Genomic DNA, 26,150 nt, shown 5'->3' on the forward strand with positions numbered 1-26,150 from the left:
GGCAAAAATAGTAAAAAAATGTTCAAATGAAACGAATGAAGGATTTGTTGAGAAACTATTTTCCCAACCCAAAAAATGGGTTTTCACCCTTGCAAAACGGGCTCCTTGCTCAACAAAAAATCCTTTATCTGAGCCATTAACCAGCCAGGAGTAGACGTTGCTCCGCAGATGCCTATACTGTCATCTGATTTTATCCAACTAAGGTCTATTTCTTTCTCACTCTGGATATAATAGCTGCGTGGGTTATTCTGAAGACACACTTCATAGAGGGCACGCCCATTAGAACTTTTCTTCCCGGCTACAAAAAGTATCACATTATGCCTGGAAGAAAATTCCAGCATTTTAGGCTCTCTATTGGAAACCTGCCGACAAATACTATCATTCGCATTAAAGTCCTCATCCGTGAGAGATCCTTTGGCTTCGGCTATTCGTTCCTCAATGAGTTGCTTTATATGATAAAATCCTTTGGTGCTTTTCGTTGTTTGGCTATACAACGTTACCGGGCGGGTAAAGTCAATTTTTTCTAAATCGGCTTCAGTAGTAACTATGATAGCAGTATTTCTGGTCTGACCGGTTAGTCCGACTACTTCAGCATGACCATCTTTCCCATATATAACTATTTGTCCCTCAACCTCCTCAGATTTATCGTAGCTATGTTTGATTCTATTCTGCAGCTTGAGTACGACAGGACAAGATGCATCGATAAGTTCCAGATTATTCTCAATAGCCAACTTATAAGTTTCCGGGGGCTCCCCGTGAGCACGGATCAATACTTTTGAATCTTTGATATTGGCCAGATCTTCATGGGTGATGGTCCTGAGTCCTTTATTATAGAGACGTTCTACCTCCATATCATTATGCACAATATCCCCAAGACAATACAAATGGTTGCCGTCGGCCATTTCATCCTCCGCCATTTGAATGGCGAACTCTACGCCAAAGCAGTAACCTGAGTTCTGATCTATTTCAACTTTCATAGATTCTGGATTTTGCCCACTCTACAATTTTACCCACTTGTGTTTCAAAAGTCAATTTGGAAGTGTCCAATTCTAAAGCATCTTCTGCTTTAACCAACGGAGACTCCTTTCTGTTCGAATCAATTTGATCTCTTTCTAACAAATTGGCTTTTATTGCAGAAAGTTCCTCTTCAATTCCCTTTTCCGCGAGTTCCTTTTGCCTTCTAAGCGCCCGAACATCCGCACTGGCTGTCATGAACACCTTTAATTCCGCTTCAGGAAACACCACTGTACCGATATCCCGACCATCCATCACCAGACCTTTGAAATGTCCCATCTCCTGCTGCTGGCTGACCATCTCCTGCCTGACCTCTTTGATCGCAGAAATGTGACTAACCATTTCATTCACCTTCATGGTGCGAATTTCTGAAGCCACATTCTCTCCATTTAAATTGATTTCATTATCATCAAAGTTGAGATGGATCTCTTTGAGTGCCTGAACTACCTGGCTATGATCCCTGGGATCGATATCATTCCTAATAAAAAAAAGAGTGGTCGCCCGATACATGGCGCCGCTATCAACATAGGTATAATTTAAGGCCTTTGCCACTTCCCTGGCGGTTGAACTCTTCCCTGTACCGGAATAACCATCAAGGGCAATGTTGATTCTCTTCATAATCAACAATCCTTAAGAGGGCAAGGAATGGGCTTGCCCTTTTTGATCTGTCTTTTGGAACTGGTAGGCCCCTTCCTGCAACCTGACAAAATCAGGGCAAAGGCGAAAACGAATAAGAGCGTATATCTTTTAATTGAGGCCATAATCCAAATTTAATTTAAATATGAGCAGTATTTGCTTCTCTGTCAATTTTCTTGATCAAACCCTGAAGTACATTACCTGGTCCACACTCCGTAAAGCTACTTGCTCCATCTGCAATCATCGCCTGAACAATTTGAGTCCACTTAACCGCTCCAGTCAGTTGAGACACGAGGTTAGCCTTGATAGTTTCCACATCTGAATGTGGTTGGGCGTCCACGTTCTGATATACCGGACAGCTCGGAGGGCTGAAATTCGTGCTTTGAATAGCCTCCGCAAGTTCTTCACGCGCAGGCTCCATGATTGGAGAATGGAATGCTCCTCCAACAGGAAGTATTAACGCTCTTTTTGCTCCAGCCTCCTTCAATTTTTCACAAGCGAGTTCCACTCCTTTAACGGAGCCAGAAATCACTAATTGTCCCGGACAGTTATAATTTGCCGCCACTACCACATCATCAATCTCCTGGCATACTTGCTCTACAACTGCGTCTTCTAGCCCTAAAACAGCTGCCATAGTCGATTCTTGTAGTTCACAGGCCTTTTGCATAGCCTGAGCTCTTTTCGAAACCAACTTCAATCCATCTTCAAAGCTTAATGCTCCATTGGCCACCAACGCTGAAAATTCTCCAAGCGAATGACCTGCAACCATTTCAGGTTTGAAATTATCAGAAACCAATGCGGAAATAACGCTATGAAGAAATACCGCTGGCTGGGTCACTTTGGTTTGTTTCAATTCCTCATCGGAACCTTCAAACATGACATCCGAAATACGGAAACCCAAAATTTCATTGGCTTTTTCAAAAAGGTCTTTTGCTTTTTCAGAGCTTTCGTAAAGGTCCTTACCCATACCTGAAAACTGAGCTCCCTGACCGGGAAATACATATGCGTTCATCGAAGTTGATTTAATTGGGGTGCAAAACTAGGCAACATCTCAGGAATCCAGAAATCTTTCGCGAAGTTCGGGTGTGGGGACCCGGCATGTATCTCTTTTCCCAAACCAGCGATACCTGTTTCTGGCGATATAATTATATAAACAGTCTCTGACCACTCCGGGGATAATTATGCCTGCGTAAAGAATACTCCAGGGTAACCCTAACAATCGCAACACCTCTAATGCCCCACGACTCCGGGTATAAACCTGGCCTTTTCTTACAAATACAACACTGTCAAAATAGGTGGTATCAAGCCCGTAAGAAGACATTAGATTGGCCCCATAGTCCGACTGCAGTGAAGCAAACCTGATCTTTTGATCTTTATCCCAATCTATGATGAAATTGACGAATCCATTACAGAGGTTACAGACTCCATCGAATAGTAACACATTTCCATCTACCTCATTAGTTGAATCCACCCTTTAAAACTCTTTTTTGCCTGTTTTGGATCCAATACATCGAAGGTGACCACAGCTTCATAGTAATATACTCCCACAGCAAGGTCAAGTCCCTGTTTATTGGTTCCGTCCCAACGAATTAAATAATCATTTTCATTTGGCTTGGTACTGTACTGAAAGACCTCATTTCCTGTACGGTCAAACACTTTGAATTCCAGATCCAATACAAAGCGCGGACAATTATTATAATCAAAGGAACTTACGTTAATATCTCTACCCGTATATATAGGAGTAAAAACATCATTGAATCCGTCCTTATTAGGAGTGAAGGCATTCGGAAATAAAATGAACGGACAATTATCGTTGCAAATCATCTCAGTCAGCTCACTTTCGTTGCCAGAACGGTCAACTGAAGAAAGCTTGTAGCATCCCTTGAAGGAAGTCAGATCCGTGTCAGTGTAAGAAGTACCCACCTCTGTAGACTTTAACTCGAAAGTACCTTCATCGCCAGTTTCCGAGTAATATATGTTGTAAGAGACGATATCATCATCACAATCAAAATCACCATCTTCCTCCCAGGTAATTCGGTTTTGAAAAATATCATTGTCACACCCCTTGTCGGCCAAATACGCCTCACATTCAAAACTTGGATCTATCATAAATGATAATGGGGTACATGGGGGAATGGTATCATTCGGCTGACCACACGCCACCTGAGACCTGTTGATCAGTGGTTCCGGCAACAGATCATTTTCATAGGTCCCTTGAGTAGAAACGTAATAACAATATTCTATCGTATCATGTAGAGTCTCCCCATTGAACGCTCCATTATCTACATATTTCAAAGGTGCAAAAGTGATATCAACGGAATCGATCACAACCAAACTATCCAGATTGGTATCAATCACCCTGTCCCTGTATATATAATGGTATGGATACTCTGGCGTTTTCATTGACCACGGCACTTCTGCCGACCAGCTGAGCTCCATCGACTGAACCAGAGGTGTCAGTTGCAACCAAACTGAGGATGCAGTAGAAGAGGAATCCAGGCTGGCATCATTTCCATCATACAGCCCAACATAATAAGTATATTGAAATGAATGGGTATTTAGTCCGGTATCTACATACGATGTGTCAGCAGTTTTAGAAACAATTTTAGTATAAGCGCTTCCTGACTCATTCGATTTTCTAAATAAGTCATATGAATAAGGTGGTGGAAAATCCACCGGATTGATTTGATAGGGTGGAGTCCATTTTATTATTATTTCACCATCCGTTTCGCTAGTCTCCCTGACATCCACATTGGTTATGACAGGTACATCGATGATTAGGCTATCACAGATTTCCTCCGACACATAACTCACCCCACCTCCCGGTGCCGGGAATTCTGCCACAAGTCGGTAGCAATACTTAGCCCCTGCAGACAAACCACTTCCAGCATTATTATCCAGATAGGTCGTCTCATTGATACTTACATTATCTATAAGTTCATATCCTGTATTAGCAGGCATGCCCAGCTCACATTCATCGAGTGTAACATCAAAGGATCCTGTCTTTCGCCATATCTGCATCGACTCGGCCTCACTGCATGCATAATCATCCCAGTTGAGTGTAATTGACCTACTCCCCGTAACGCTGGCCTGCAAACCAGTTGGTGCCGGTCCGGCCACTGTGATTAGAAAGGTTTCGAACTCTACCAGGTTGGGTCGGAATTCAGGGAGATCCGTCGCCTTGATCTGAACCTCATAAGGTCGCTCCCGGACATTGGAACATTGAGTATCCCAGCTGAAATTAAGAACAGCCGGAGAGTTCTCCTGATAAGTGGGTGGATCAGGAGCATAGGTCGCTGTGTTGCTCACCTCGAACGGGCCTCCAAAGACTTCCAGCTTTATTGGGTCTCCATCAGGATCAATCGCCGTGGCTATGGCTGAAACTGTTTCACCTGCTGTTACACAGATGTCATCCGGTGCCGTAATTTCCGGGCGATTATTATCCGTATCCAGCACTATAATTTGCATGTCCCGAACCACATAACCCAATCTGAACCATTGCCCCTGCACTTGTCTCCATTCCTCAATAATAAAGGCTACATTATATTCCCGCTGTTCGGGGTTGTTACCTACCGGTATAGATTTATCTCCCGGCGAATCCCAAATCAAGTCCCCTGTAATAGGGTTAAGAGATAATGTAGGTGGATTACCAGCCTCACTACCCTGAGAATAATCAGAGTAAAACTCTGGATCATTCAGTTCCCTGTAGTTGTTAACTGTAGTGCCTCGTGCCTGCTTGGGAGTGGTAAAACGATAAGATAAGCTATCCCCATCAGGGTCATACGCCCCTGAATTGTGAATAAAAAGCCCTCCAACAGCTGCATAATCGATTGGGGGAACCGTAAGAACCGGGGTGTTATTTATTCCAAAAAAAGGGTCAATAACAATCAAGCTCTCAATATAGAAAGGAGTCCCCACGGAATTATCCATATTGATAATGCCATCATTTCGATAGTCCTCTTCGTAGCTCACCAGATACCCATTCCCATTGGGAGATTCATAGGTATGGACAAAAGTGAAAGAAACCATCTCGATTTCATTCCCGGCGGGAACCTTTTGAGTATCAAACGGCCCATCTACTATTGTTCCGTCTCCAAGTTTTAGTGTACCTCCTCCGAATTCAATAGAAGATCCTGAATCACGATATCCTGTAATCGTAAAACGGTAGGTAAGTGAAAACTGATTAATGCGCACCGCTGTGATTTCACCGGCCCTAATGTGGGTTGCTTGCAAACTGCGAAAAGAAAAGAACAACAAAAACAAGAAGGCTACCTTGCCTATTTCCGTTAGAATCCTCCTCACGTATCTATTTCTCATTTTACTGGATTGAGACTTGAAGTTAATACATTCTGCTATAAGACCTGCGAGTAGATATTACGAAAGATCACCTTCCAAAACTATTGCTCACAAAACCTTTATTTTAAAAAAACGGATTTACGGTGCAAACAATTACATTACACAAAAACTTCTTATTTAGAACTTTTCAAAATAAGTAAATCTACGTATTCAAAAAGATGAACACAATTGTTCGGTTAAGAGTTGGGAACTACCTTTGGCACCCACAAAATTGAAATTCAAATAATAACATGAGTTGGTTTTCGTCAACATTTTCTAGTTCGATAGGAAGAAAGTTTGCCATGGCGTTATCGGCGCTTTTTCTGGTGTTCTTTCTCCTAATGCACCTAACCACCAATATGCTGTCTGTGTTTAGTGCGAATGCATTCAATGAAGCTTCACACTTTATGGGCACAAATCCCGTGGTTCAGTTTCTACTTCAGCCTGTACTTATAGCGGCTGTAGTTTTTCACTTCGTGATGGGTTTTATCCTTGAGGCCAAAAATAAGGCTGCGCGACCTGTTAAGTATGCCAAGAAAGATACAGGTAATGCAACCTGGATTTCTCAGAACATGATTTACAGTGGTCTTGTGATCCTGGCTTTCCTGGTTTTGCACTTCATTGATTTTTGGGTTCCCGAAATGAACTACAAGTACATTGAGCAACTACCAGCTGTTACTGACAGATACTATGGTGAGTTAGTTCACAAATTTCAAAACCCCGTGAGAGTGGTTGCTTATGTTATTGCGTTTGTGCTGCTTTCGCTTCATTTATTACATGGCTTTCAGTCATCACTTCAGTCTTCTGGTATCAACAACAAGTTCACTCCCGGTATCAAGAAATTTACTGAAATCTACGCTATCGCAATTCCATTGGGATTTGTACTGATCGCCATTTATCACTTTATCAATCATTAATTCGTCATGAAGATAGGTTCTAATTTTCCAGCGAAACTTCCAGAAGGTCCAATAGCAGACCAGTGGACCAATTATAAAAACCATATAAACCTCGTAAACCCAGCTAATAAGCGATTGATTGATGTGATCGTGGTGGGTACCGGACTAGCCGGTGGCTCTGCAGCTGCTACGCTTGCTGAGTTAGGTTATAATGTAAAAGCTTTTTGTTTCCAGGATTCTCCAAGACGCGCGCACTCCATTGCAGCTCAGGGAGGTATCAACGCTGCCAAAAATTACCAGGGAGATGGAGACTCTACTTATAGACTTTTCTACGATACAGTAAAGGGTGGTGACTACAGAGCTCGCGAAGCTAACGTGTACCGTCTTGCTGAAGTGTCGGCCAATATTATTGACCAATGTGTGGCACAAGGTGTGCCATTTGCACGTGATTACGGTGGGCTCCTCGATAACCGTTCATTTGGTGGTGTACTTGTTTCCAGAACTTTCTATGCGAAAGGCCAGACAGGACAACAACTTCTATTGGGTGCTTACTCAGCCATGAACAGACAAATTGCTCGTGGCAAGATCAAAATGTACAACAGACATGAGATGCTGGAGTTAGTGATGATCGATGGCAAAGCCCGTGGAATTATCGCAAGAGATCTGGTCTCTGGTGAAATTGAAAGACATTCTGCTCATGCTGTGGTTATTGCATCCGGTGGATACGGAAATGTATTCTTCCTTTCAACTAATGCCATGGGTAGCAATGTATCAGCGACTTGGAAAATCCATAAAAAGGGAGCATGGTTTGCAAACCCATGCTATACTCAGATTCACCCGACATGTATTCCGGTTTCAGGGGATCATCAGTCAAAATTGACATTGATGTCAGAGTCATTGAGAAATGATGGCCGAATCTGGGTGCCTAAAAAACCTGAAGATGTGAAAGCCATCAGAGAAGGCAAATTGAAGCCTACTCAACTGGCTGAAGAAGATAGAGATTATTATCTGGAAAGAAGATACCCTGCTTTTGGTAACCTGGTCCCTCGTGATGTAGCATCACGAGCAGCGAAAGAGCGTTGCGACGCCGGCTTCGGTGTGAACGCTACCGGTGAAGCTGTCTATCTGGATTTTGCTTCTGCCATCGAAAGATACGGTAAAGAGCAAGCTCACCTTAAAGGTTTAGACGAAAACGATAAAACTATTGTAACAGACCTGGGTAGAGAGGTAATCAAAAACAAATACGGTAACCTTTTCCAGATGTACGAGAAAATCGTTGATGACAATCCGTACGAGACGCCGATGATGATCTACCCTGCGGTACACTATACCATGGGTGGTACATGGGTTGACTATAACCTGATGTCGACGATACCTGGCTGTTTCGTAATTGGAGAGGCTAACTTCTCTGACCATGGTGCCAACAGACTTGGTGCTTCTGCCTTGATGCAGGGACTGGCAGACGGATATTTCGTGCTTCCATATACCATAGGAGATTATCTGTCTGCAGATATCAGAACAGGCAAGATCCCTACAGATTCACCTGAATTTGATGAAGCTGAAAAGGCGGTTAAAGATCAGCTTGAAAAGTTCATCAATAATAAAGGAACTAAATCAGTAGACTACTTCCACAAAAAACTGGGTAAGGTAATGTGGGACAAAGTAGGTATGGCCAGAAACGCACAGGGTCTGAAAGAAGCTGCTGAAGAAATCAGACAAATCCGTGATGAGTTCTGGAAAGATGTACGTGTACCTGGTGGTCTGAATGAATTCAATGAAGAACTGGCAAAGGCCGGTCGTGTAGCCGACTTCCTGGAGCTTGGAGAACTATTCGCAAAAGATGCACTTCACAGAGAAGAATCTTGTGGGGGTCACTTTAGAGAGGAGCACCAAACAGAAGAAGGTGAAGCCAAGCGTGACCCTAAGTTCCAATATGCTGCGGCATGGGAATTTACAGGGGATCCTAAGGATGCGGTCCTTCACAAAGAGGACCTCGTTTACGAAAATATCGAAGTAAAAGAAAGAAGTTATAAATAATCGGCCTGTGCTGATTGAAAATAAAAGACGGAATTATGGATCTTAAATTAAAAATCTGGCGTCAAAAAAACTCAAGCGATCAAGGCCAAATAGTAGACTACGATATTAAAGGAGTTTCTCCTGATATGTCATTCCTTGAAATGCTTGATGTGCTAAACACGGAGCTCATCGAAAAAGGTGATGACCCGGTAGCATTTGATCATGACTGTAGAGAAGGTATCTGCGGTATGTGCTCACTGCAGATCAACGGAAAGCCTCACGGACCTGATGCGGCCATTACGACCTGTCAGCTTCACATGAGAAAGTTCAACGATGGTGATACCATTTACATTGAACCTTTCAGATCAAGAGCTTTCCCTGTTGTGAAGGATTTGGTTGTAGACAGAAGTGCCTTTGATCGTATCCAACATGCAGGTGGTTATATTTCAGTAAACACCTCCGGAAACACTCAAGATGCGAATGCCATTCCTGTAAATAAGGACAACGCAGACCACGCATTTGATGCAGCAACTTGTATCGGGTGTGGCGCATGTGTGGCCGCATGTAAAAATGCTTCCGCTATGCTCTTCGTTTCTGCTAAGGTTTCTCAGTATGCCCTACTCCCTCAAGGTCAGGTGGAGCGTAAGAAAAGAGCTGAGCAAATGGTAGCGCAAATGGATGCTGAAGGATTTGGAGCTTGTACCAACACCGGAGCTTGTTCTGCAGAATGTCCTAAAGAAATCAGTTTGACGAATATTGCCCGACTTAATCGGGAATTCCTCAACTCAAAGTTTAACTAAACTGAAAGCCTCGCATTGCGGGGCTTTTTTATTGCCCAATTTATTGAATCCGTGTCCTGGTAGAAATTATGCCGGACATCTTTCAGGCTAAGGACAATTAAAATCTAAGGATTGTTATCTTGCGCATAAAACTCAGGGACGATTGAAGAAGCTACTTATCCTTATTGCGATCCTTCTTCTTGGTGGTATCGGCTATTTTACCTACAATAAGTGGGTTCAAAGTGCTGACCTTACCACCTGGTCATTCGTTCCTGAAAATGCTTTTTTAGTCTACGAATCAAGGACTCCAATTGCTTCCATTGAGGAGATTCAACAGACCGGAGTATGGAAAAACATTTCATCCTTTCCATTATTCAGCTCTCTCACAAAAAAGCTGGATGTACTTGACACACTGGCCGGAGAAGGCAACTTTAAAGGACTTTTTAATAATACGAATACGCTGATTTCACTACACACGATTTCGAGTAGTGAATTTGATTTCCTTTTTATTGCCGAAATCGATAACCTTAGCAAACACACCTATGCCAGCAAGGCGCTCGCCTATTTCAGGGAACTTGGCTTCAATAAAAAGACGAGACAGTACCTCGACTTTACTGTCACTGAATTAAGAAAAGAAGGTGCAGAAAGCTTTTCATTCATCTTTCATAAAAACTACTTCATTGGAAGCTTCTCCGCCTTTTTGGTAGAGGATGCTATACGAACTATTGAATATCCCGAAAAGCAATCTTTCAAAATCGCCTACAAGGAACTTGACAACATAGCCAAGCTCGAAAAGGATATGGGCAATCTCTATATCAATTACTCACGCCTTCGACCTGCACTCAGCGCACTCAGTACTTCGGCTCCTGAGACCAGTTTTGCGAGATCGGGATTTTTGGACCTTAAAGTCACTGATAAAGCCATTAACCTTTCCGGATTTTCCTTTGCAAACGGTGAGGATGATTTTCTAAGTGTATTCAGTCAAAGGCCCGGCCCATCGTTTGATATGAGTGAAGTAATACCGCTCAACACCTCCTGGGCACTCCTGACTAATTTGTCCGATCAGGAAACCTTTGCAAACAAGCTTACCAATTTCCTTGCTAAGAATCAGCCAAAGGTGATTGAGAAGCGAGGAGAGCTTCAAAAGACTTACGATTTTGATCCGCTATATACATTTCAGTTAATTGATGGAGAAATGGGGATGATCTCCCTGGAACCATTGCGACCAGGCCAGAAAGACCGTTTCTTCATTATGGAAGTGAAGGACATGGGTGAGGCTTTGAATTACTTCAATTCGATTGGAGAAAGAAATGCGATGGCTACAGAAGATTCTGTCTATGTGGAGACCTTCAGCGAATATGAGATTCGAAAACTTCCTATCCCCGATTTTCCCTATGCCCTTCTTGGGGATTTTGCCTCCGGTTTCGAGTCTACCTATTATTTACAATACCGGAACTATCTCATCTTTAGCAACAATTTGCTACAGCTAAAGAATTTTACGCTGGCAATTCAAAATGAAGATGTGTGGAACAAGTCATTGAAAATGAAAAAGCTGCTGGACCAATCGAATCAGTCCGCTAACCTTAGTCTTTACATTAATACCCCAAGAGCTTTCGCCCAAACCAGCACCATCATGAAAGATGAATGGGCTGGATTTTTGAAGGAGTACGAATTTCCCATCCGAAATCTTGAGTTTATGGCCGTGCAATTCAGTGCTGTTGATGGAAAATTCTATACCAACCTGGCCATACATCAACCCCACGTTCCGACAAGCACTATACCGGATAAGATTGATGTGCTAAACTCTGTAACTCTCACCGACCCTATTATCTCCAAACCCTACCTGGTAACGAATCATAACGATAAAACCTATGACATAGTGGTACAGGACTCCGCCTACCGAGTTCACCAGTTCGCCAACAATTTCAATCCGGTATATTCGGTGGAGGTAGGTGAAAAGATCATCTCTGGTATTGAACAGATCGATTATTACAAAAATGGAAAGCTTCAGATCTTGTTTGCTACTAAAAGTAAAATCCATGCAATAGACCGTACGGGGACTTATCTTCCGGGATTTCCTAAAGCCATACCGGGCAATAGAGATTTGACCTTTTTTACATTGATCGATTATGATAACTCCAGAAATTACCGATATGCTCTGACTGACACTAAAGGAAATGTATACCTGACTGACAAAGATGTAAAAGCATTGGAAGGATGGGCACCAAAAACCTTCAATTCCCCTTTGGCTCAGGCTCCAAAACATTATCGCATCGGCCGTAAAGATGTGATGGCAATCGTGCAGCAAAATGGGCGTATCAACCTGCTGACACGACGGGGAGATTCTTATTCTAAATTTCCAATTGAACTGGATACCGACATTACCAGTGAGTTCTTCGTAAAAGAAACCAATGACTTTGAAAGCACCAGCATCAATCTTGTCACAAGCCGGGGCGAGGCTGTTGAGATCAGTTTTGAGGGCAGCCTATTGAGCCGAGAGCAATTATATAAACCCTCCGCACAAACCAGGTTTAGTCTGATAAAAGATGTAGCTGGTGAGGCCTATGTAATCAATCGTAACACCGAAAGAAAGTATGAGATGCTCAATGAATCCGGAGTTTCTCTTTTTGAAAAGGATTACTTCACCAATGAACCATTATCCATTCAATATTATCGCCTTGGAGGTGGGATCAGTTATATCATTTTAGTTGATCCCGGAGGAAGTTATTTATATATCTATGACCTTTCGGGTAAACTGGTTACCGGAAGACCACTAGCAGCAACCGCTTCTATTTCGTTGATGAAGCACGATAATGAGTACCAGATCTATCGTGTGATCGATAATAACCTGGAACTCATCTCTCTATCATTCTAAACTTCTACCAGTTTCCATTTTCCTCTACGGAAAAGCAAAATGCTGATCACCGCCTGAAGTGAGTGTGCAATAGCAATCGTCATCAATACACCCGTTGACTGCCAATTCAGCGTCACCGCAAGCCAGTAGGCCAGTGGGATTTGTATAAACCAGAACACAACGATATTGATATAAAGGGGTGTTCTGGTATCCCCTGCTCCGTTAAAAGCCTGACTAATAACCATTCCGTAGGCAAAAAACACGTAGCCCAGGCAGATGATCCTCAAGGCAGAAACACCCACCTCTAACACTTTCGGCTCCGTTGAGAAAACAGCTATGATAGGCTCCGCAGCAATGAAAAATATGATGGATACAATACCCAGGAATATCATATTATAGACCGCTGATTTCCATACAGATTGCTCCGCCCGTTCGGGCTGGTGGGCACCAAGATTTTGACCAACCAAAGTAGCGGCAGCGTTGGACATGCCCCATGATGGAAGTATGGTAAATACGATAACTCTGAATGCTATTTGATAACCCGCTACGGCATCCATACCAAACCGTGACATCAAGGTAATTAGAAAAATCCAGCTTGCTGTCTCAATAAGAAACTGTCCGATTCCTGAAAGTGAGATATTCACCAATTCTAAAAGGGTCTTGATCCTCAAAACCATGTGTCGCAGTCCCAATGTAATAATCGATCTGCCATTGAACAGGTAGAACAATTGATAACAGACCCCAATTGACCTTCCAATTGTCGTAGCAATCGCAGCCCCTTCAATGCCATAAGCGGGGATCGGACCGAATCCAAAAATTAACAAAGGATCCAGGATGATGTTCAGACCATTGGAAATAAAGAGGGACCTCATCGCAATAGAGGCGTCGCCGGCCCCTCGGAATACCGCGTTAATGAGAAATAATAGCAGGATGGCACCATTCCCCAAAAACATAATTCGAGTAAAGCCAACCCCTTCATTGATCACAGCATCACTTGCCCCAAGATATCCCAATAGCTCCTCTGAATAGAAAAAGCCTATTATTCCTATCACCACACTCACGACTAATCCCAGAAAAATAGCCTGAAATCCGGCTTTAGAGGCTCTGTCGACATCCTTTTCCCCTACCCTCCTGGCCACAAGGGCTGTTGCCGCCATGGACATACCCATAGCGACCGAGTATATAACCATCATCATTGACTCGGTAAAACCAACAGTGGCTACCGCATTTACACCAATCCTGGCAACCCAATAGGTATCTACAATTGCAAAAACAGCCTCCAATGACATCTCAAAAATCATTGGAACGGACAACAGAAAAATGGCCTTATTAATGCTACCTGAGGTAAATTCCTTTTCGGAGCCCTTTACAGCGGAGACGAATAGATTTAATATATTTTTAAATGAACGCATTTCGAATTTCAATAAGTAATAAAGGAAGTTGAAAGTTGATATAGTCGACTGCCAGGATTAGCAGAAGAATGGAAAAAACGTGACTATATCGGCGCTCAAAATCATAATATTGTAAAACTAGTTCGATTTTCTATACCGATTATTTCTTCCTTTCAATTTTTATTTAAACGGTATGACAGATGATATGATTACTGCTATTTCTAAATTGAATCTTTTATCTCAACTTTGCTATTAAATGTCTATTTTCACCTAAATAACTTATTTTGCTAGTAATCACTGGCTTATTATGACACAAGATTACCAATTACTGCTTGAAAATCTGCACGGTAGGAGGTTCGATGAGGCCCGTCGTGAATCCATATTTTCGGATTCATATGAGGACACAAACTATGGCGATAGTATCAAATATTGTTTGGAGGCCATGCACGAAATCGATCCATCTTATTCCTACAAATCCTTTGCCGTTGCAAAGAGGGTGCAGGACAAGATTAGTGTCGCTTTAGCCAACAGTGGAAAAAAGGCAGACTTTCGATACCGGGGTCCCATTCAGACCGAAACCCATATTCTTCTATATGGTGGAATCGAATTAATGGTGATCCAGGAAGCCATGACGCGAAAACCATGGGAAGAGGTGAAAAGTCTTACCGAAGAGATCATGCATACCCTCACTGAACATTCGGTCTATAAGAAAGTTGACTACAGCGATAAATACCATATTAAGATCACCACAACCAAACCAACTTGCGAGATCGATATTGTTCCAGCAATTTGGTTGAACAACAAGGATTATGTGGAGTCCAGACGGGAGATTGATCGGGGAGTAGTTGAGTATAATTTCCTGGAAAAAACCCAGCGAAAGCATCTTCCTTTCAAAAATATAGCCCGGATAAATGCCAAGGACAGAAAAACGAATGGCGGCTATAAGAACCTGGTTAGGCTTTTAAACACTTTACAACGAGACATTAATCCATCGATTAACCTGCAAAATTTTGAGCTCTGTTGCCTGCTCTATCCTATTCCGGACAAGCAGTTGATCCACGATTCTAAAAAGGCGCTCTCTCTATTGGGAATTGCCAGCGCTCAACTTAAGAGGGCGGTGAATGACCCAAAATATGTAGAAAACCTGCTCTCCCCGAGCGAAAAAGAGCGTGTATTTGGTACCAAGAAAGGCAAAAAAGATGATATTGCTAAACTCAAAAAGCTTCTCGATGATCTCATTGCTGACATCAAATCAGAGCTCAAGCCAGAAAACAAAAATCTCTATAGCGAGATTGCTTATTAATTAAGCAATCCCGCCCTTTTCAATAAAGCCTCCGGTGTTGGCTCCTGCCCCCTAAATTTCTTATAGAGTTCCATTGGATGTTCGGTGCCTCCTTTAGAAAGGATGTTGTCTTTAAATGAAGTGGCCGTGACTTTATCAAACACTCCATTCTGCTGAAAAACAGAAAAGGCATCTGCATCCAGCACCTCTGCCCATTTGTAACTATAATATCCGGCCGCATAGCCACCTCCGAATATGTGACCAAATTGCACACTCATATTTGTGTTATCAACAGAAGGAAATAAGTCCGTTTTACTGAACGCTTCATGCTCGATATCAACTACGCTATCAACTTTAGAAGCCGCATTCATAGGCATATCATGCCACATAAGGTCCAACATCCCAAAACTGATTTGACGCACCGTGGCATAGGCCTCATGATAAATGGCACTTTCCTTTAGCTTTTCTATATAATCTAACGGAATCAGCTCGCCGGTTTTATAATGATGTGCAAACAGCTCCAGGCATTCCTTCTCATAGCACCAGTTTTCCATGATCTGTGAAGGTAATTCCACAAAATCCCAATAGACACTGGTTCCCGATAGGCTTCCATACTTTGTGTCAGCCAACATTCCATGCAGCGCATGACCAAATTCATGAAACAGGGTTTGCACCTCATCGAACTTAAGTAGAGAAGGCACATCCGGAGACGATGGCGTAAAGTTGCACACGTTACTCACCAAAGGGATCACCTTCTTCCCATCCACTTTTTTCTGCTCACGGTAGGAGGTCATCCATGCACCACCACGCTTTCCATCCCGTGGAAAGAAATCTGTGAAGAATAGTGAGATCACTTCCCCTTTGGCATCCTTTACCTCATAGGCAGTCACCTCTTCATGATAAACCGGGATATCCTCACGCATCACAAAAGTGATATCAAACAGCTTTTCTGCCGTCTTAAAAACACCTTCAATCACATTTTCCAGTTTGAAATAGGGTTTAGTCAACTCGTCATCAACGTCATATTTTTTCTTTCTAAGCTTTTCAGAATAGAAAGCCCAATCCCAGCGCTGAAGTTCGTGTTCAACCCCCAGCTCTTTCATGAAAGCCTTGATTTCCTCAAACTCCTCCTTTGCTTTTGGCAATGCCTTATCAAGCAAGTCGCTAAGGAAGTTTTGTACCTTTCCGGGCTCCTCAGCCATGCGCTCTTCCAGCACATAATCAGCATAGGTTTTGTACCCTAATAATTGTGCAAGTTCTGCTCTTAGCGCCACCAGTTGTTTTACGATCTGTTGGTTATCGCGCTCATCTCCTTTCAGGGCCTTACTCATGTAGGCTTTGTAAAGCTTCTCCCTGAGTTCGCGATTCATGGCGTGTTCCATAAAAGGCACATAACTAGGCGCCTGAAGGGTAAAAACCCACTTACCTTTCTTATCTTTTTTTTCTGCTGTCGATTTGGCCCTGGAAATCACATCCTCAGGAAGTCCTTCAAGGTCGGCTTCATTGTCGATCACCAGTTCGTAGGAATTCGTCTCTGCCAGCACATTTTCACCAAACTGTAAGGAAAGCTTTGAAAGCTCTATGGAAACCTCCTTGAAACGTTTCTTTTTATCTCCATCCAAATCAGCCCCACTTCTTACAAAACTCTTATAGGTCTTATCCAACAACATTCGTTGTTCTCCATCCAGGGCAAGCTCATCCTTTTGGTTGTAAACCGCCTTGATGCGATCCCAAAGGGCCTCATTCTGCTTGACCTCATTATTGAATTCAGATAGTTTCGGAGAGGCATCCCTGGCCACCGCCTGCAGCTCGTCACTGGTCTCCGCAGAATTGAGATTAAACAACACCGATGAAGCCCGTCCAAGTATTTCCCCTGAAGACTCCAGGGCCTCAATGGTATTCTCAAATGTCGGCTCGTCTGAATTTTCCACGATAGCATCAATCTCCTCTTTCGCCAGACGAATGCCTTCCTCAATCGCCGGCAAATAATGCTCATTTTTGATGATTTGAAATGGAGGAACCTCGTATGGTGTATCGAATGTCTGAAGCAGTGGATTGCTCATTTTATGCTGTTATTATTTGATTAAAAGTAAAGTTTGAGATGGCTTACCTTTGCCCCCGGTAACCCAAAATAGACATGGCAAAACAACTGCTTTTTTTTCTACTTTGTTCCATCACTTTCGGTGTTTTTGCGCAGGATTCGGTGAATGTAGATCTCTCTACTCCGCAATCAGCGCTGATCACCCACCTGCTTTATTTGCAGGAGGATAACTATAATGAACATTTGGCTGCCCTCCCCTTCAACCTGAAAAACAGGACCGAGAAGGAAGCCATCACTGCAGCCATTAAGCTCAAGCAAATTCTTGATGGTGAAGGCATCTATATTGATGTACATGATACTCCTAAGGACGAAGATTATGTAGACTCCCTCTCGAAGAAAAATCGTTATGTTCTCACTAGTGAGCACCCTGAAATCTACCTGGTCAAAGAAGGTGAGAACTGGTATTATTCTGAGCGATCCATTGTTTTCATTGATATTCTTCATAAAAAGGTCTTTCGCTTTGGGACAGACCGACTGGTAAGACTGCTCCCAAAACTGGGAACCAGAAAAGTATTGGGGCTGCACATGTATCAATACATTGGCATTCTGATCCTGGCTTTTCTGAGTACCGTCATCCATAAGGTTTTCACTTTTATTGTTGAAAAAATATTCATTCAACTGATCCATCAGGCTGGATATGAAAGGCTTGCCGGACGTTACCTGCTACCAGCAGCGCGTCCTGCCAGTATGTTCCTTGTGTTTGGACTGCTGGTCATATTTGCTCCGGTACTTCAGTTGCCTCCGGACATATCACATTATGTGATGATCGTGCTGAAAGCCCTGATACCTCTTTTTGGTACGATGGTTTTCTACCGGATGGTTGATGTGCTGGCTCTTTATCTGGAAAGACTTGCACAAAAAACCAAAAGCACGCTAGATGATCAGCTGGTACCACTAATGCGGAAGACCTTAAAGACTTTCATTGTCATCATCGGTACGCTCTTCGTTTTGAGCAATCTGAATATTGATATTATCCCACTTTTAACCGGGCTTTCCATCGGGGGTTTGGCGTTTGCACTCGCCGCTCAGGACACCATAAAAAACTTCTTTGGCTCTTTGATGATCTTCATTGACAAGCCATTTCAAATTGGCGATTGGATCACCTCAGGAGATATTGACGGCACAGTAGAAGAAGTAGGGTTTCGTTCTTCGAGAATCCGGACCTTTAGAAACTCTCTGATGTACGTACCAAATGGTAAAATGGCCGATAGTGTCATTGACAACCATGGCTTACGCCAGTATCGAAGGTTCTACACACAAATTACAGTAACATATGATACACCGCCGGAGCTTATCGAGACTTTTGTTGAAGGATTGAGAAAGATCGTCGAGACCCATCCCAATACGCGAAAGGACTATTACAACATTTATTTCAATGATATGGCCTCCTTCTCGCTCAACATCATGTTCTATATCTTTTTCGAGGTTCCAGACTGGCCGGGAGAGTTGAAGGCACGACATGAGGTACTTCTGGAGATTGTTAGGCTGGCAGAAAAGCTGGGCGTCAACTTTGCCTTCCCTACACAAACTCTTCATATGGAAAATTTTCCGGGTCAGCCATCTATGTCTCCCTCATATGTCGGAAAGGACGAGATGAAATTAAAACTGGACGAATACTTTAACAGTAAGCAGTGATCAGTTTAACAGTAAACAGTTAACAGTTAAAAAGCAACTTACCATGAAAGCATACTACCTCATCAAAAACGGATCTTCAGATCAAGCTTTTGAACTGAGAGAAACTGAAACTCCCAAGCCAAATGCCGGAGAGGTGCTGGTAAAGTCGCAGGGTTTCGGGCTCAATTTTGCCGATGTCATGGCTCGATTGGGCATCTATAAAGAGTGCCCGCCGCTCCCAACTGTGGTAGGTTATGAAAATGTTGGCCATGTTGTAGCTGTTGGAGAAGGAGTAACCAGTGTAAAAGAAGGTGACCGTGTATTGGCTTTCACCAGATTTGGAGGATATGCCGACCATGTGATCACGCCAGTGTTGGCAGTTGCAAAAATCCCTGAAGAATGGTCAGTAGGAATTGCTACGGCCCTGGCCACACAGTACATCACCGCCTACTTCGCTATTGAAGAGGCTGTAAAGCTACACAGAGGAGACCATGTGCTGGTACATGCCGCTGCAGGGGGTGTAGGCACAGCATTGGTCCAGTTCCTCAAGGCTAAAGGGTGTATCATCTTTGGAACAGCCTCCGCGAGTAAGCACGAATACCTCAAGTCACTCGGGGTCGATTACCCTATAGATTATCGTGACAATGATTATGCTCTGGAAATTGAAAAACTTGGGTTTAAAGGTAAAATTGATGCCACCTACAATCCTATTGGGGGAGACTATGTCAAGAGGGATTACCAACTTCTTAATTCAGGTGGACGGGTAGTGCTCTTTGGCGCTTCCAAGCTTACTGAGGCAAAAGGCAATATCATCAAGATGCTAAAACTGGTATTTGGTTTTGGCTTCTGGAGCCCTATAAAGTTTGTCTCTCAATCGAAATCAATCATCGGGGTGAACATGCTCCACATCGGCGACAACAAACCCGCACTGTTGAGCCAATGCCTTCAACAAGTTGTAGCTAAAGCTGCGAATGGTGACATCCAACCTACAGTGGGAAAGGAATTTGAACATTCAGAACTTGCTGCTGCACATGACTTTTTGGCCTCGCGTAAGTCTATAGGTAAAATCGCCATCAACTGGTGATATACCCATTTTTGGGTATTTTCATTTCTAACGCAACAATCCGCGAATAGCAGGCGTTTCTTATCTGGTAGGTTAATGTCTTTAATCCATGAATAACTAAGTGGATTCGATGACAACTTGCTGATAGCTTGGTGTATACAGCAAAAATCAATTTATCAATCCGACAAATTCACACGAAAAAAACGGATGATTATTGACTTTTTTATGGATCAGGTCAATGAATTGAAAAATATTTAATAAATAAGTCAATTGATTGAATAAAATACAATATTGAGATAAATTTGATAAGAATATCAGAAAATGATGTCTCATTTCAGTCAAAGAAGTCTTATAGTATAAAAAGGGGTTTTATGAAGTCTTTCAAATTTTATTTAATTATCGATTCCATCATGATACTGGTGGGAGCAGCACTATGTGCCATTTTTGTTTCATTGAGCAATACTTATGTTCCTTTTGAATTGGCTGCACTTTGCGGATTCACAGGAGCCACCTTAGTTGCATTGGGCACTTCTATGTTGTGGGAAATGAGAAAATCTACGGCAGAGAAGTAGCTATTATGATGCCCTTCCCAAAACGAGAACATTATAAAACGATTGTGACCTCTGCCAAAAAAACTCAATTCTAAGGTCCCTGGCTACCTGCTAAGACTCCATTACCGCTAATCAACCTTCCAACCTACCAAAGAGAAGAACCTCTTTCTACCTCTAACATCTGGTGTAAACAATTTTCCTTTGCTAAACACCGGCAACATATCCTGACTGACCTAGCATTCTTTTTATTATGGATTTTGTAGATATCATAATGTTCGTTTAGTCCACTTCAGTGCTTCTTTCATTTCTAATCTACCTACCCCTCTTATTAAAATATCTCTAAAAAATGTGACCAAATAAGTCCTCACTGTATCTAAGGGTAAATGAATTATTAATTATCTAACTTTTAGATCATGAGTACTGCACATTATGTAAGTGATATTGTTGTCTATTTATGCTTTTATTCCTGCCTCTTTTTTTCGATATATTTCTTTTTGAAATATCGAAACAAGGAACGTATGGCACTGATAGAACGGGACGCTGATGTATCGGATATTTACAAAAAAAGGCCCTTTACCTTCAAATTCCCCTGGTTTAAGATTGGGATGCTTTTCTTTTTTATAGGACTAGGAGCTGGTATTTCTATGCTTGCTGTTGCCCTCATACAAGAAGTAAATCAGATTAAGTTTGGAAAAGAAATCATTGCTCCGACCATGATATTTTCGATACTTACCTCTGGTGGATTGGGGATGATCCTGGCTCATCGTCTGGACAAGCCGAAAGCTGAATCAAATGGATGAATTTTATATTGAAAAGGTTCTAAACGGAGATCATCGCTCTTTTCAATATTTCATCACCAGTTATAAATCCTATGTTTTCTCGTTGTCATTTTCTGTACTCAAGGACAAATACCTGGCAGAAGATGTGACGCAGGAAGCATTCATTAAAGCCTACAAAAGCCTGAGATCCTTCAAAGGGAATTCCAGCTTCAGGACGTGGATCGGACGTATTGTGATCAATGAGGCGCTTAGAAAAGCTAAAAAGGAAAGGCGTTATGATGCCGAAGAGATTCCTCCGGAAGATTTTTCCAGTAACTCGGCTGACAAAATATCTAACCTTGAAAAGGATGAACAGCGGTATTACATCAGCCTGGTATTTGAAAAAATACCTCCCGAGCAAAGCCTGGCGCTTGAATTATTCTACCTGAAGGAAATGTCGGTTGCCGAAATTATCGCCTTAACAGACTGGTCATCGTCTAAAACAAAAATGCTTTTGCAACGAGGTCGCAAGACATTTTATTACAACTTAAAAAGCATGCTAAAATCTGAAGTCAGAGAAATATTATGAAAAGTGATAAAGATGATTTCAAAGAGCTTCTGGGGCTCAAGGAAACTCCGGAACCTTCTCACGAGTTGGATTGGCAAATCATGAATCGAATTGAAAACATTGCCAACGCAGGGCCTTCCAACAGGCACTTACTCTATTTGTCCTGGGCCTTTTTCGCATTTGGTTTATTGATTGGCATTGCTATATCTATATTTTGGATTCCTGCAGAAATCAATATCATGGGTCTTACGGCCAGACATTTGCCAATGATCATATTGACGATATGTACGGGACTTCTATTACTCCTGTTCGATAACATATATGGCACGCTCAAAGCCATGCGACATAAACATTAATCTTAGATCCATTTGAAGCTCAATGTGAATTAAAGTCAATCGGCTTTAGGCATTAATTAGATCACCCTTTATCTTACCAAACAGTTAATTAAAATTAAAATACAAACAAGGATGAAACAATTCAAAACCGCGATTTTCACATTATTCACTGCTGTCGTACTGCTGTCTTGCTCAGATGAAGAGAAAGGACCGAAGTATGAATTTAAAGACCAAAACCTTCAAGGCAAGATTGACGGACAGGCATATAATTATGGTGAAGGGACTGTAGATTTTTCAACTGAAGGAAAGATGTCCTTCGACCTGTTCAGTGATCAGGAAACCACGGCAGCCTGCGACCAATTTGGTTTCGGAGATTTTGTCGTAGCGTTTTTCACCATGAAAAAGAATGAGGGGCTTGTTGAGCTGGTTCTGGACTTCAATGGCGGAACCAGCCAAACCGTGACGCTCTTGAATCCGGACAATTTCATTAACTACGTCACTACTGAAGGTGCAATTGAAATAACCTCCATCGCAGATTCGGTAGTTGTAGGAAAAATCGATGCGCGCATGGATGAGAATAATTACATCAATGGCAATTTCACTGCTACGGTGTGTCCATAAACATCAACAGGAATGGTTCGAGTATTAACCGGACCATTCCTGTTATAATACCATTAGCAAAACACCCAATCCAAACCCAATCCCGCCAGCTACCAGCTTATCCGTGACACCGTTCCACCAAATACCACGGATATTCCTCTTTAGCTTTTTAATAGTATGTTCCATCTGTTGGATTTGAGACTCTAACTCCAGGTTATTTCGATGTAGCTCTTCATTATTATTGCCAAGGGTGACCAAACTTGTATCTAGTTGAGCAACAATATCATCGAATGCTATTGAGGTTTGGGTTGCATCATCTTCCATACGGACAATCAGTTTTGATACCAGCACCTCCACCTCCTTTACTTTTTCCAGAAGAGACTGATTGATGACCTGAAGTTCTAGGTTAGTCAAACGCATCTCCACCAACTCATCAAGCTTTTCATTAAGCAACTGAGCACGGGAACTGCTAATTACAAAGGCAGTATCGGTATCAATTTTCACCATCTCTCCATGATGTACCATGAGCTTCTGATCCGATTCCCTAAAATGCCTTTCCTGAGCATAAGAAATGGAAATTATCAAACTGAATATCACTATGAATAATCCTCTCATATTTAAAACTTTAAGGAGTCCACATCCAAACTGTCACCGGAATACTCTACCGTGGTATGATTGAAATCATGCAATAATTCGGATAGCTCATTACCAATATCGCGCATGGCTGAAACATGGATCTGATTATCAGTTCCAACCTCTCCCTGAAGCAGGACGATTTGATTCCGGGCATTATCCAAACTTCTATAAAGACTATCATAACTTGACCTGAGTGCCTGATAATTCAAAGAGATGGAATTGAGTGAATCCAATTCCAGTTCCAGGACGTTTATCTGGTTGCGTGCATTCCTCAAGGCGTTATTTTTGGATAGTATGAAATAAGTTAATCCTGCTGTTATAATCAGAAATACTAAATATTTTAGATGGGCTATCTTCATGCATCAAAGAGGTTGTTGCTATTTAAAAATTAAGGCGTGAAGATAGAAAAGATTGGGACATCCGTCCTCAATCAAACCACCAACAATCCGTGCTCCCTCAACTGATCCATGGGCTTCGAGTACCAGAGCAGCTCGAAATTTTCCTGATCCTTCTCGTAACTCCTTTTTAATTCCCCATAGGAAATCGTATGTTTTCCCTTACTCATTTGACCCAGTACTTCCGCGAGCCATTCCGCATTCTGCTGATCCACCCGAATCGAAAAACTGCTCTTTCGTGAATGGAAGCTGAGCTCAGTTACCTGGGGTTTTCCTTTTCTCCCATTAAACGTTTTTAAATCCGGACTGCTTCCCAGCCACAAAATTTTTGAGTTGACCTTAGGAGGTGTGAAGTCCTCCTGATCCAGGCTTTGGGCTATGAAATTGGGCTTAATAGTGGTTCTCGGGATCTTAAAATCAAACCATTCGGTCAACGGCCAGTCATAACATAGACCGTGCATATAATTGAATAAAGATTTTTTCAATCCATAGCTGAATCGGTCATGATCCACTCCTGTTGTGTCCTTAAACTGGATATCATTATTAGCAAAAGAAATGGGTTTATACTCAGGAATGACACCATAACCTACCGGATCCAGTCCCACCGGGCTATGAGCGGTAAGGGCAAACTGATGCCAAAAACCTGATTGTAATATGCCCTGCTCAAACATCTGCCTGACCATCTCCAGGCTATCGATCGTTTCCTGAACCGTTTGTGTCGGGTAGCCGTACATCAGATAAGCATGAACCATAATCCCCGATTCAGTAAAGTTTCTGGTCACTCTGGCTACCTGTTCCACTGTCACTCCTTTATCAATAAGTGCCAGTAAGCGATCAGAAGCCACTTCCAGTCCACCGGATACTGCTATACAACCGGAAGCCTGTAGCAATCGGCAAAGGTCCATAGTGAAGCTCTTCTCAAAACGGATATTCGTCCACCACGTCACAGTCAAAGTACGACGCAGGATTTCTATGGCAACTTCACGCATGAGTGCCGGAGGTGCGGCTTCATCCACAAAGTGAAATCCCCTTTCTCCGGTTTGTCGGATAAGCTCCTCCATTCGATCTACCAGGGTTCGAGCGGCAATCGGTTCATACAACTTAATATAGTCCAGAGACACATCGCAAAAGGTACATTTTCCCCAATAGCAACCATGAGCCATGGTGAGTTTATTCCATCTCCCATCACTCCAGAGACTATGCATTGGATTGGCTATCTCAATGATAGAAATGTATTCATCCAGAGGAAGGTCACTATAGTCAGGGGTTCCTACTTCACTTTGTTTATAGTCGGGTAAAGCACATTCGTTATTGAAACTTACCTCCCCTGCCGCACGATGAAAGGTTCGTTTAAGCACTAATGGCTCCTCCCCTCTATTCAACTCAAGGATGAGCTGCTCAAGGGGCCGCTCACCATCATCCAGACAGATAAAGTCAAAATAGTCAAAGACCCGAAGGTCATTCACCTCACGTAATTCAGTATTGGGAAAGCCTCCGCCCATAGACAACTTAATACCAGGATGATGCTGTTTGATCCATTGAGCGCATCGGAAAGCACTATAAAGGTTACCTGGAAACGGCACCGAAAAGCACACCAGTTTTGGTTTTGTCTCCTCCAGCTGACTTTTTAGAATTTTTAATGTGATTTCATCAATATAGGTCGGGGGCTTTTGCAAATGATCCTGCAGCTCATCAAACGAATTGGCACTTCTTCCCAGCCTTTCCGCATACCGACTAAACCCAAAATGGGGATCAATACACTCCACTATAAAGTCGGAGAGATCCTCAAGGAATAGCGTGGCAAGATGTCTTGCCTTATCCTGAAACCCCATCGTTCCGAATGCCCAGTCAAGCTCTTCCAGCACTGCAAACCGTGAGGCCTCCGGCAAAAATTCTTCGGTGCAAATCTGACGAGCCAATGTCTGATCCCTCCCCTGCAAAAAGGCCATCACCTGATCGATGGTAGCGATATAGTCATCCTTAAGCGCCAATATCCTTGCTGCATTTTCTGACCTTCTCCCATCACCTCCTGCCATAGCAAACATTTCTGCCAACCCCTTCGCAGAGAACAGCTCAAGAATTACCTCTATCCCTAAATCCATCTGATAAGAACTAATACCGCGGGTATTTAAAAAGCCCTTGAGGTAAGTTGTAGCAGGGTAAGGTGTATTGAGCTGTGTAAAAGGGGGCGTTATGAGCAGGACTTCTTTCAAATGGTAGCATCTTAATTCAATCTGCAAGATCAGGATTTACGGCGATATCCAGCGTAGGAGATCTCAGTTTCTATTAATTATAGATTATTGAAGTCATTCAAATAACCTCAATT

The 26,150-nt window shown here is 42.6% G+C and carries 22 protein-coding genes; 12 read left to right on the plus strand and 10 right to left on the minus strand.

Translation table 11 applies throughout. From position 1 onward, the window contains the following. Positions 1 to 83 precede the first annotated feature (83 nt). The 5 genes from NXR94_RS09600 to NXR94_RS09620 form a co-directional block, all read right to left on the minus strand. Positions 84 to 977, minus strand: a complete 894-nt coding sequence (locus NXR94_RS09600; protein WP_258104403.1) for a 4-hydroxy-3-methylbut-2-enyl diphosphate reductase — start codon at positions 975 to 977, stop codon at positions 84 to 86. Continuing rightward, entirely contained in the window at positions 967 to 1,632 is a 666-nt protein-coding gene (gene cmk, locus NXR94_RS09605) for a (d)CMP kinase (protein WP_258104404.1), read from the minus strand. The genes NXR94_RS09600 and cmk overlap by 11 nt, the downstream gene beginning before the upstream one ends. 157 nt (positions 1,633 to 1,789) lie before the next feature. After that, the gene (fabD, locus tag NXR94_RS09610; RefSeq protein WP_258104405.1) at positions 1,790 to 2,662 is read right to left on the minus strand and encodes an ACP S-malonyltransferase; all 873 of its coding nucleotides are present in this window, start codon (positions 2,660 to 2,662) and stop codon (positions 1,790 to 1,792) included. A 39-nt stretch (positions 2,663 to 2,701) separates the two neighbouring features. Further along, entirely contained in the window at positions 2,702 to 3,121 is a 420-nt protein-coding gene (locus NXR94_RS09615; protein WP_258104406.1) for a thiol-disulfide oxidoreductase DCC family protein, read from the minus strand. Then, complete coding sequence (locus NXR94_RS09620) at positions 3,100 to 5,967, minus strand: gliding motility-associated C-terminal domain-containing protein (protein WP_258104407.1); 2,868 nt, start codon at positions 5,965 to 5,967, stop codon at positions 3,100 to 3,102. Before NXR94_RS09620 ends, NXR94_RS09615 begins: the two co-directional genes overlap by 22 nt. A gap of 269 nt (positions 5,968 to 6,236) precedes the next feature. Here NXR94_RS09620 and NXR94_RS09625 point away from each other — a divergent pair, with 269 nt between their 5' ends. From NXR94_RS09625 to NXR94_RS09640, 4 genes are all read left to right on the plus strand, one after another. Continuing rightward, a complete protein-coding gene (locus tag NXR94_RS09625) occupies positions 6,237 to 6,902 on the plus strand; it encodes a succinate dehydrogenase cytochrome b subunit (RefSeq protein ID WP_258104408.1) in 666 nt (221 codons plus the stop codon). Positions 6,903 to 6,908: 6 nt separating this feature from the next. Further along, positions 6,909 to 8,918: a fumarate reductase/succinate dehydrogenase flavoprotein subunit gene (locus tag NXR94_RS09630; RefSeq protein ID WP_258104409.1), complete on the plus strand. Its 2,010-nt coding sequence runs from the start codon at positions 6,909 to 6,911 to the stop codon at positions 8,916 to 8,918. 35 nt (positions 8,919 to 8,953) lie between these two features. Beyond that, positions 8,954 to 9,697, plus strand: a complete 744-nt coding sequence (locus NXR94_RS09635; RefSeq protein WP_258104410.1) for a succinate dehydrogenase/fumarate reductase iron-sulfur subunit — start codon at positions 8,954 to 8,956, stop codon at positions 9,695 to 9,697. 142 nt (positions 9,698 to 9,839) lie between these two features. Then, on the plus strand, positions 9,840 to 12,551 hold the full coding sequence (locus tag NXR94_RS09640) for a hypothetical protein (RefSeq protein WP_258104411.1): 2,712 nt from the start codon (positions 9,840 to 9,842) through the stop codon (positions 12,549 to 12,551). Here NXR94_RS09640 and NXR94_RS09645 read toward each other — a convergent pair. Continuing rightward, positions 12,548 to 13,942, minus strand: coding sequence for an MATE family efflux transporter (locus NXR94_RS09645; protein WP_258104412.1), 1,395 nt, complete (start codon positions 13,940 to 13,942; stop codon positions 12,548 to 12,550). The two genes, NXR94_RS09640 and NXR94_RS09645, sit on opposite strands and share 4 nt — an antisense overlap. A gap of 286 nt (positions 13,943 to 14,228) precedes the next feature. Between NXR94_RS09645 and NXR94_RS09650 the strand changes: the two genes are divergently transcribed. Then, positions 14,229 to 15,224 (plus strand): hypothetical protein, encoded by a 996-nt coding sequence (locus NXR94_RS09650; RefSeq protein ID WP_258104413.1) that lies wholly within the window; start codon positions 14,229 to 14,231, stop codon positions 15,222 to 15,224. On the opposite strand, the gene NXR94_RS09655 is transcribed toward NXR94_RS09650, so the two are convergent. Beyond that, positions 15,221 to 17,266 (minus strand): M3 family metallopeptidase, encoded by a 2,046-nt coding sequence (locus NXR94_RS09655; protein WP_258104414.1) that lies wholly within the window; start codon positions 17,264 to 17,266, stop codon positions 15,221 to 15,223. The genes NXR94_RS09650 and NXR94_RS09655 overlap by 4 nt on opposite strands. A gap of 74 nt (positions 17,267 to 17,340) precedes the next feature. Here NXR94_RS09655 and NXR94_RS09660 point away from each other — a divergent pair, with 74 nt between their 5' ends. The 7 genes from NXR94_RS09660 (at position 17,341) to NXR94_RS09690 (ending at position 22,814) form a co-directional block, all read left to right on the plus strand. Further along, complete coding sequence (locus tag NXR94_RS09660) at positions 17,341 to 18,939, plus strand: mechanosensitive ion channel family protein (protein ID WP_258104415.1); 1,599 nt, start codon at positions 17,341 to 17,343, stop codon at positions 18,937 to 18,939. A 43-nt stretch (positions 18,940 to 18,982) separates the two neighbouring features. Then, positions 18,983 to 20,002 carry a zinc-binding dehydrogenase gene (locus NXR94_RS09665; RefSeq protein ID WP_258104416.1) on the plus strand — a complete coding sequence of 340 codons (1,020 nt, stop codon included), beginning with the start codon at positions 18,983 to 18,985 and terminating at the stop codon, positions 20,000 to 20,002. Between the two features lie 350 nt (positions 20,003 to 20,352). Beyond that, the gene (locus NXR94_RS09670) at positions 20,353 to 20,553 is read left to right on the plus strand and encodes a hypothetical protein (protein WP_258104417.1); all 201 of its coding nucleotides are present in this window, start codon (positions 20,353 to 20,355) and stop codon (positions 20,551 to 20,553) included. Positions 20,554 to 20,945: 392 nt separating this feature from the next. Continuing rightward, a complete protein-coding gene (locus NXR94_RS09675) occupies positions 20,946 to 21,332 on the plus strand; it encodes a DUF6249 domain-containing protein (RefSeq protein WP_258104418.1) in 387 nt (128 codons plus the stop codon). Further along, positions 21,325 to 21,879, plus strand: a complete 555-nt coding sequence (locus NXR94_RS09680) for an RNA polymerase sigma factor (protein WP_258104419.1) — start codon at positions 21,325 to 21,327, stop codon at positions 21,877 to 21,879. Before NXR94_RS09675 ends, NXR94_RS09680 begins: the two co-directional genes overlap by 8 nt. Next, on the plus strand, positions 21,876 to 22,214 hold the full coding sequence (locus tag NXR94_RS09685; protein ID WP_258104420.1) for a hypothetical protein: 339 nt from the start codon (positions 21,876 to 21,878) through the stop codon (positions 22,212 to 22,214). Before NXR94_RS09680 ends, NXR94_RS09685 begins: the two co-directional genes overlap by 4 nt. A gap of 111 nt (positions 22,215 to 22,325) precedes the next feature. Beyond that, positions 22,326 to 22,814 (plus strand): hypothetical protein, encoded by a 489-nt coding sequence (locus tag NXR94_RS09690; RefSeq protein ID WP_258104421.1) that lies wholly within the window; start codon positions 22,326 to 22,328, stop codon positions 22,812 to 22,814. Positions 22,815 to 22,856: 42 nt separating this feature from the next. Here the strand turns inward: NXR94_RS09690 and NXR94_RS09695 are convergent, their stop codons facing one another. The 3 genes from NXR94_RS09695 to NXR94_RS09705 form a co-directional block, all read right to left on the minus strand. Then, positions 22,857 to 23,408 (minus strand): hypothetical protein, encoded by a 552-nt coding sequence (locus NXR94_RS09695; RefSeq protein WP_258104422.1) that lies wholly within the window; start codon positions 23,406 to 23,408, stop codon positions 22,857 to 22,859. Between the two features lie 2 nt (positions 23,409 to 23,410). Next, positions 23,411 to 23,788 carry a hypothetical protein gene (locus NXR94_RS09700; RefSeq protein ID WP_258104423.1) on the minus strand — a complete coding sequence of 126 codons (378 nt, stop codon included), beginning with the start codon at positions 23,786 to 23,788 and terminating at the stop codon, positions 23,411 to 23,413. A gap of 71 nt (positions 23,789 to 23,859) precedes the next feature. Beyond that, a complete protein-coding gene (locus tag NXR94_RS09705) occupies positions 23,860 to 26,037 on the minus strand; it encodes a radical SAM protein (RefSeq protein WP_258104424.1) in 2,178 nt (725 codons plus the stop codon). Positions 26,038 to 26,150 lie beyond the last annotated feature (113 nt).

It is taken from the genome of Marinoscillum sp. MHG1-6 (assembly GCF_024714475.1).
Lineage (GTDB): Bacteria > Bacteroidota > Bacteroidia > Cytophagales > Cyclobacteriaceae > JAMZMI01.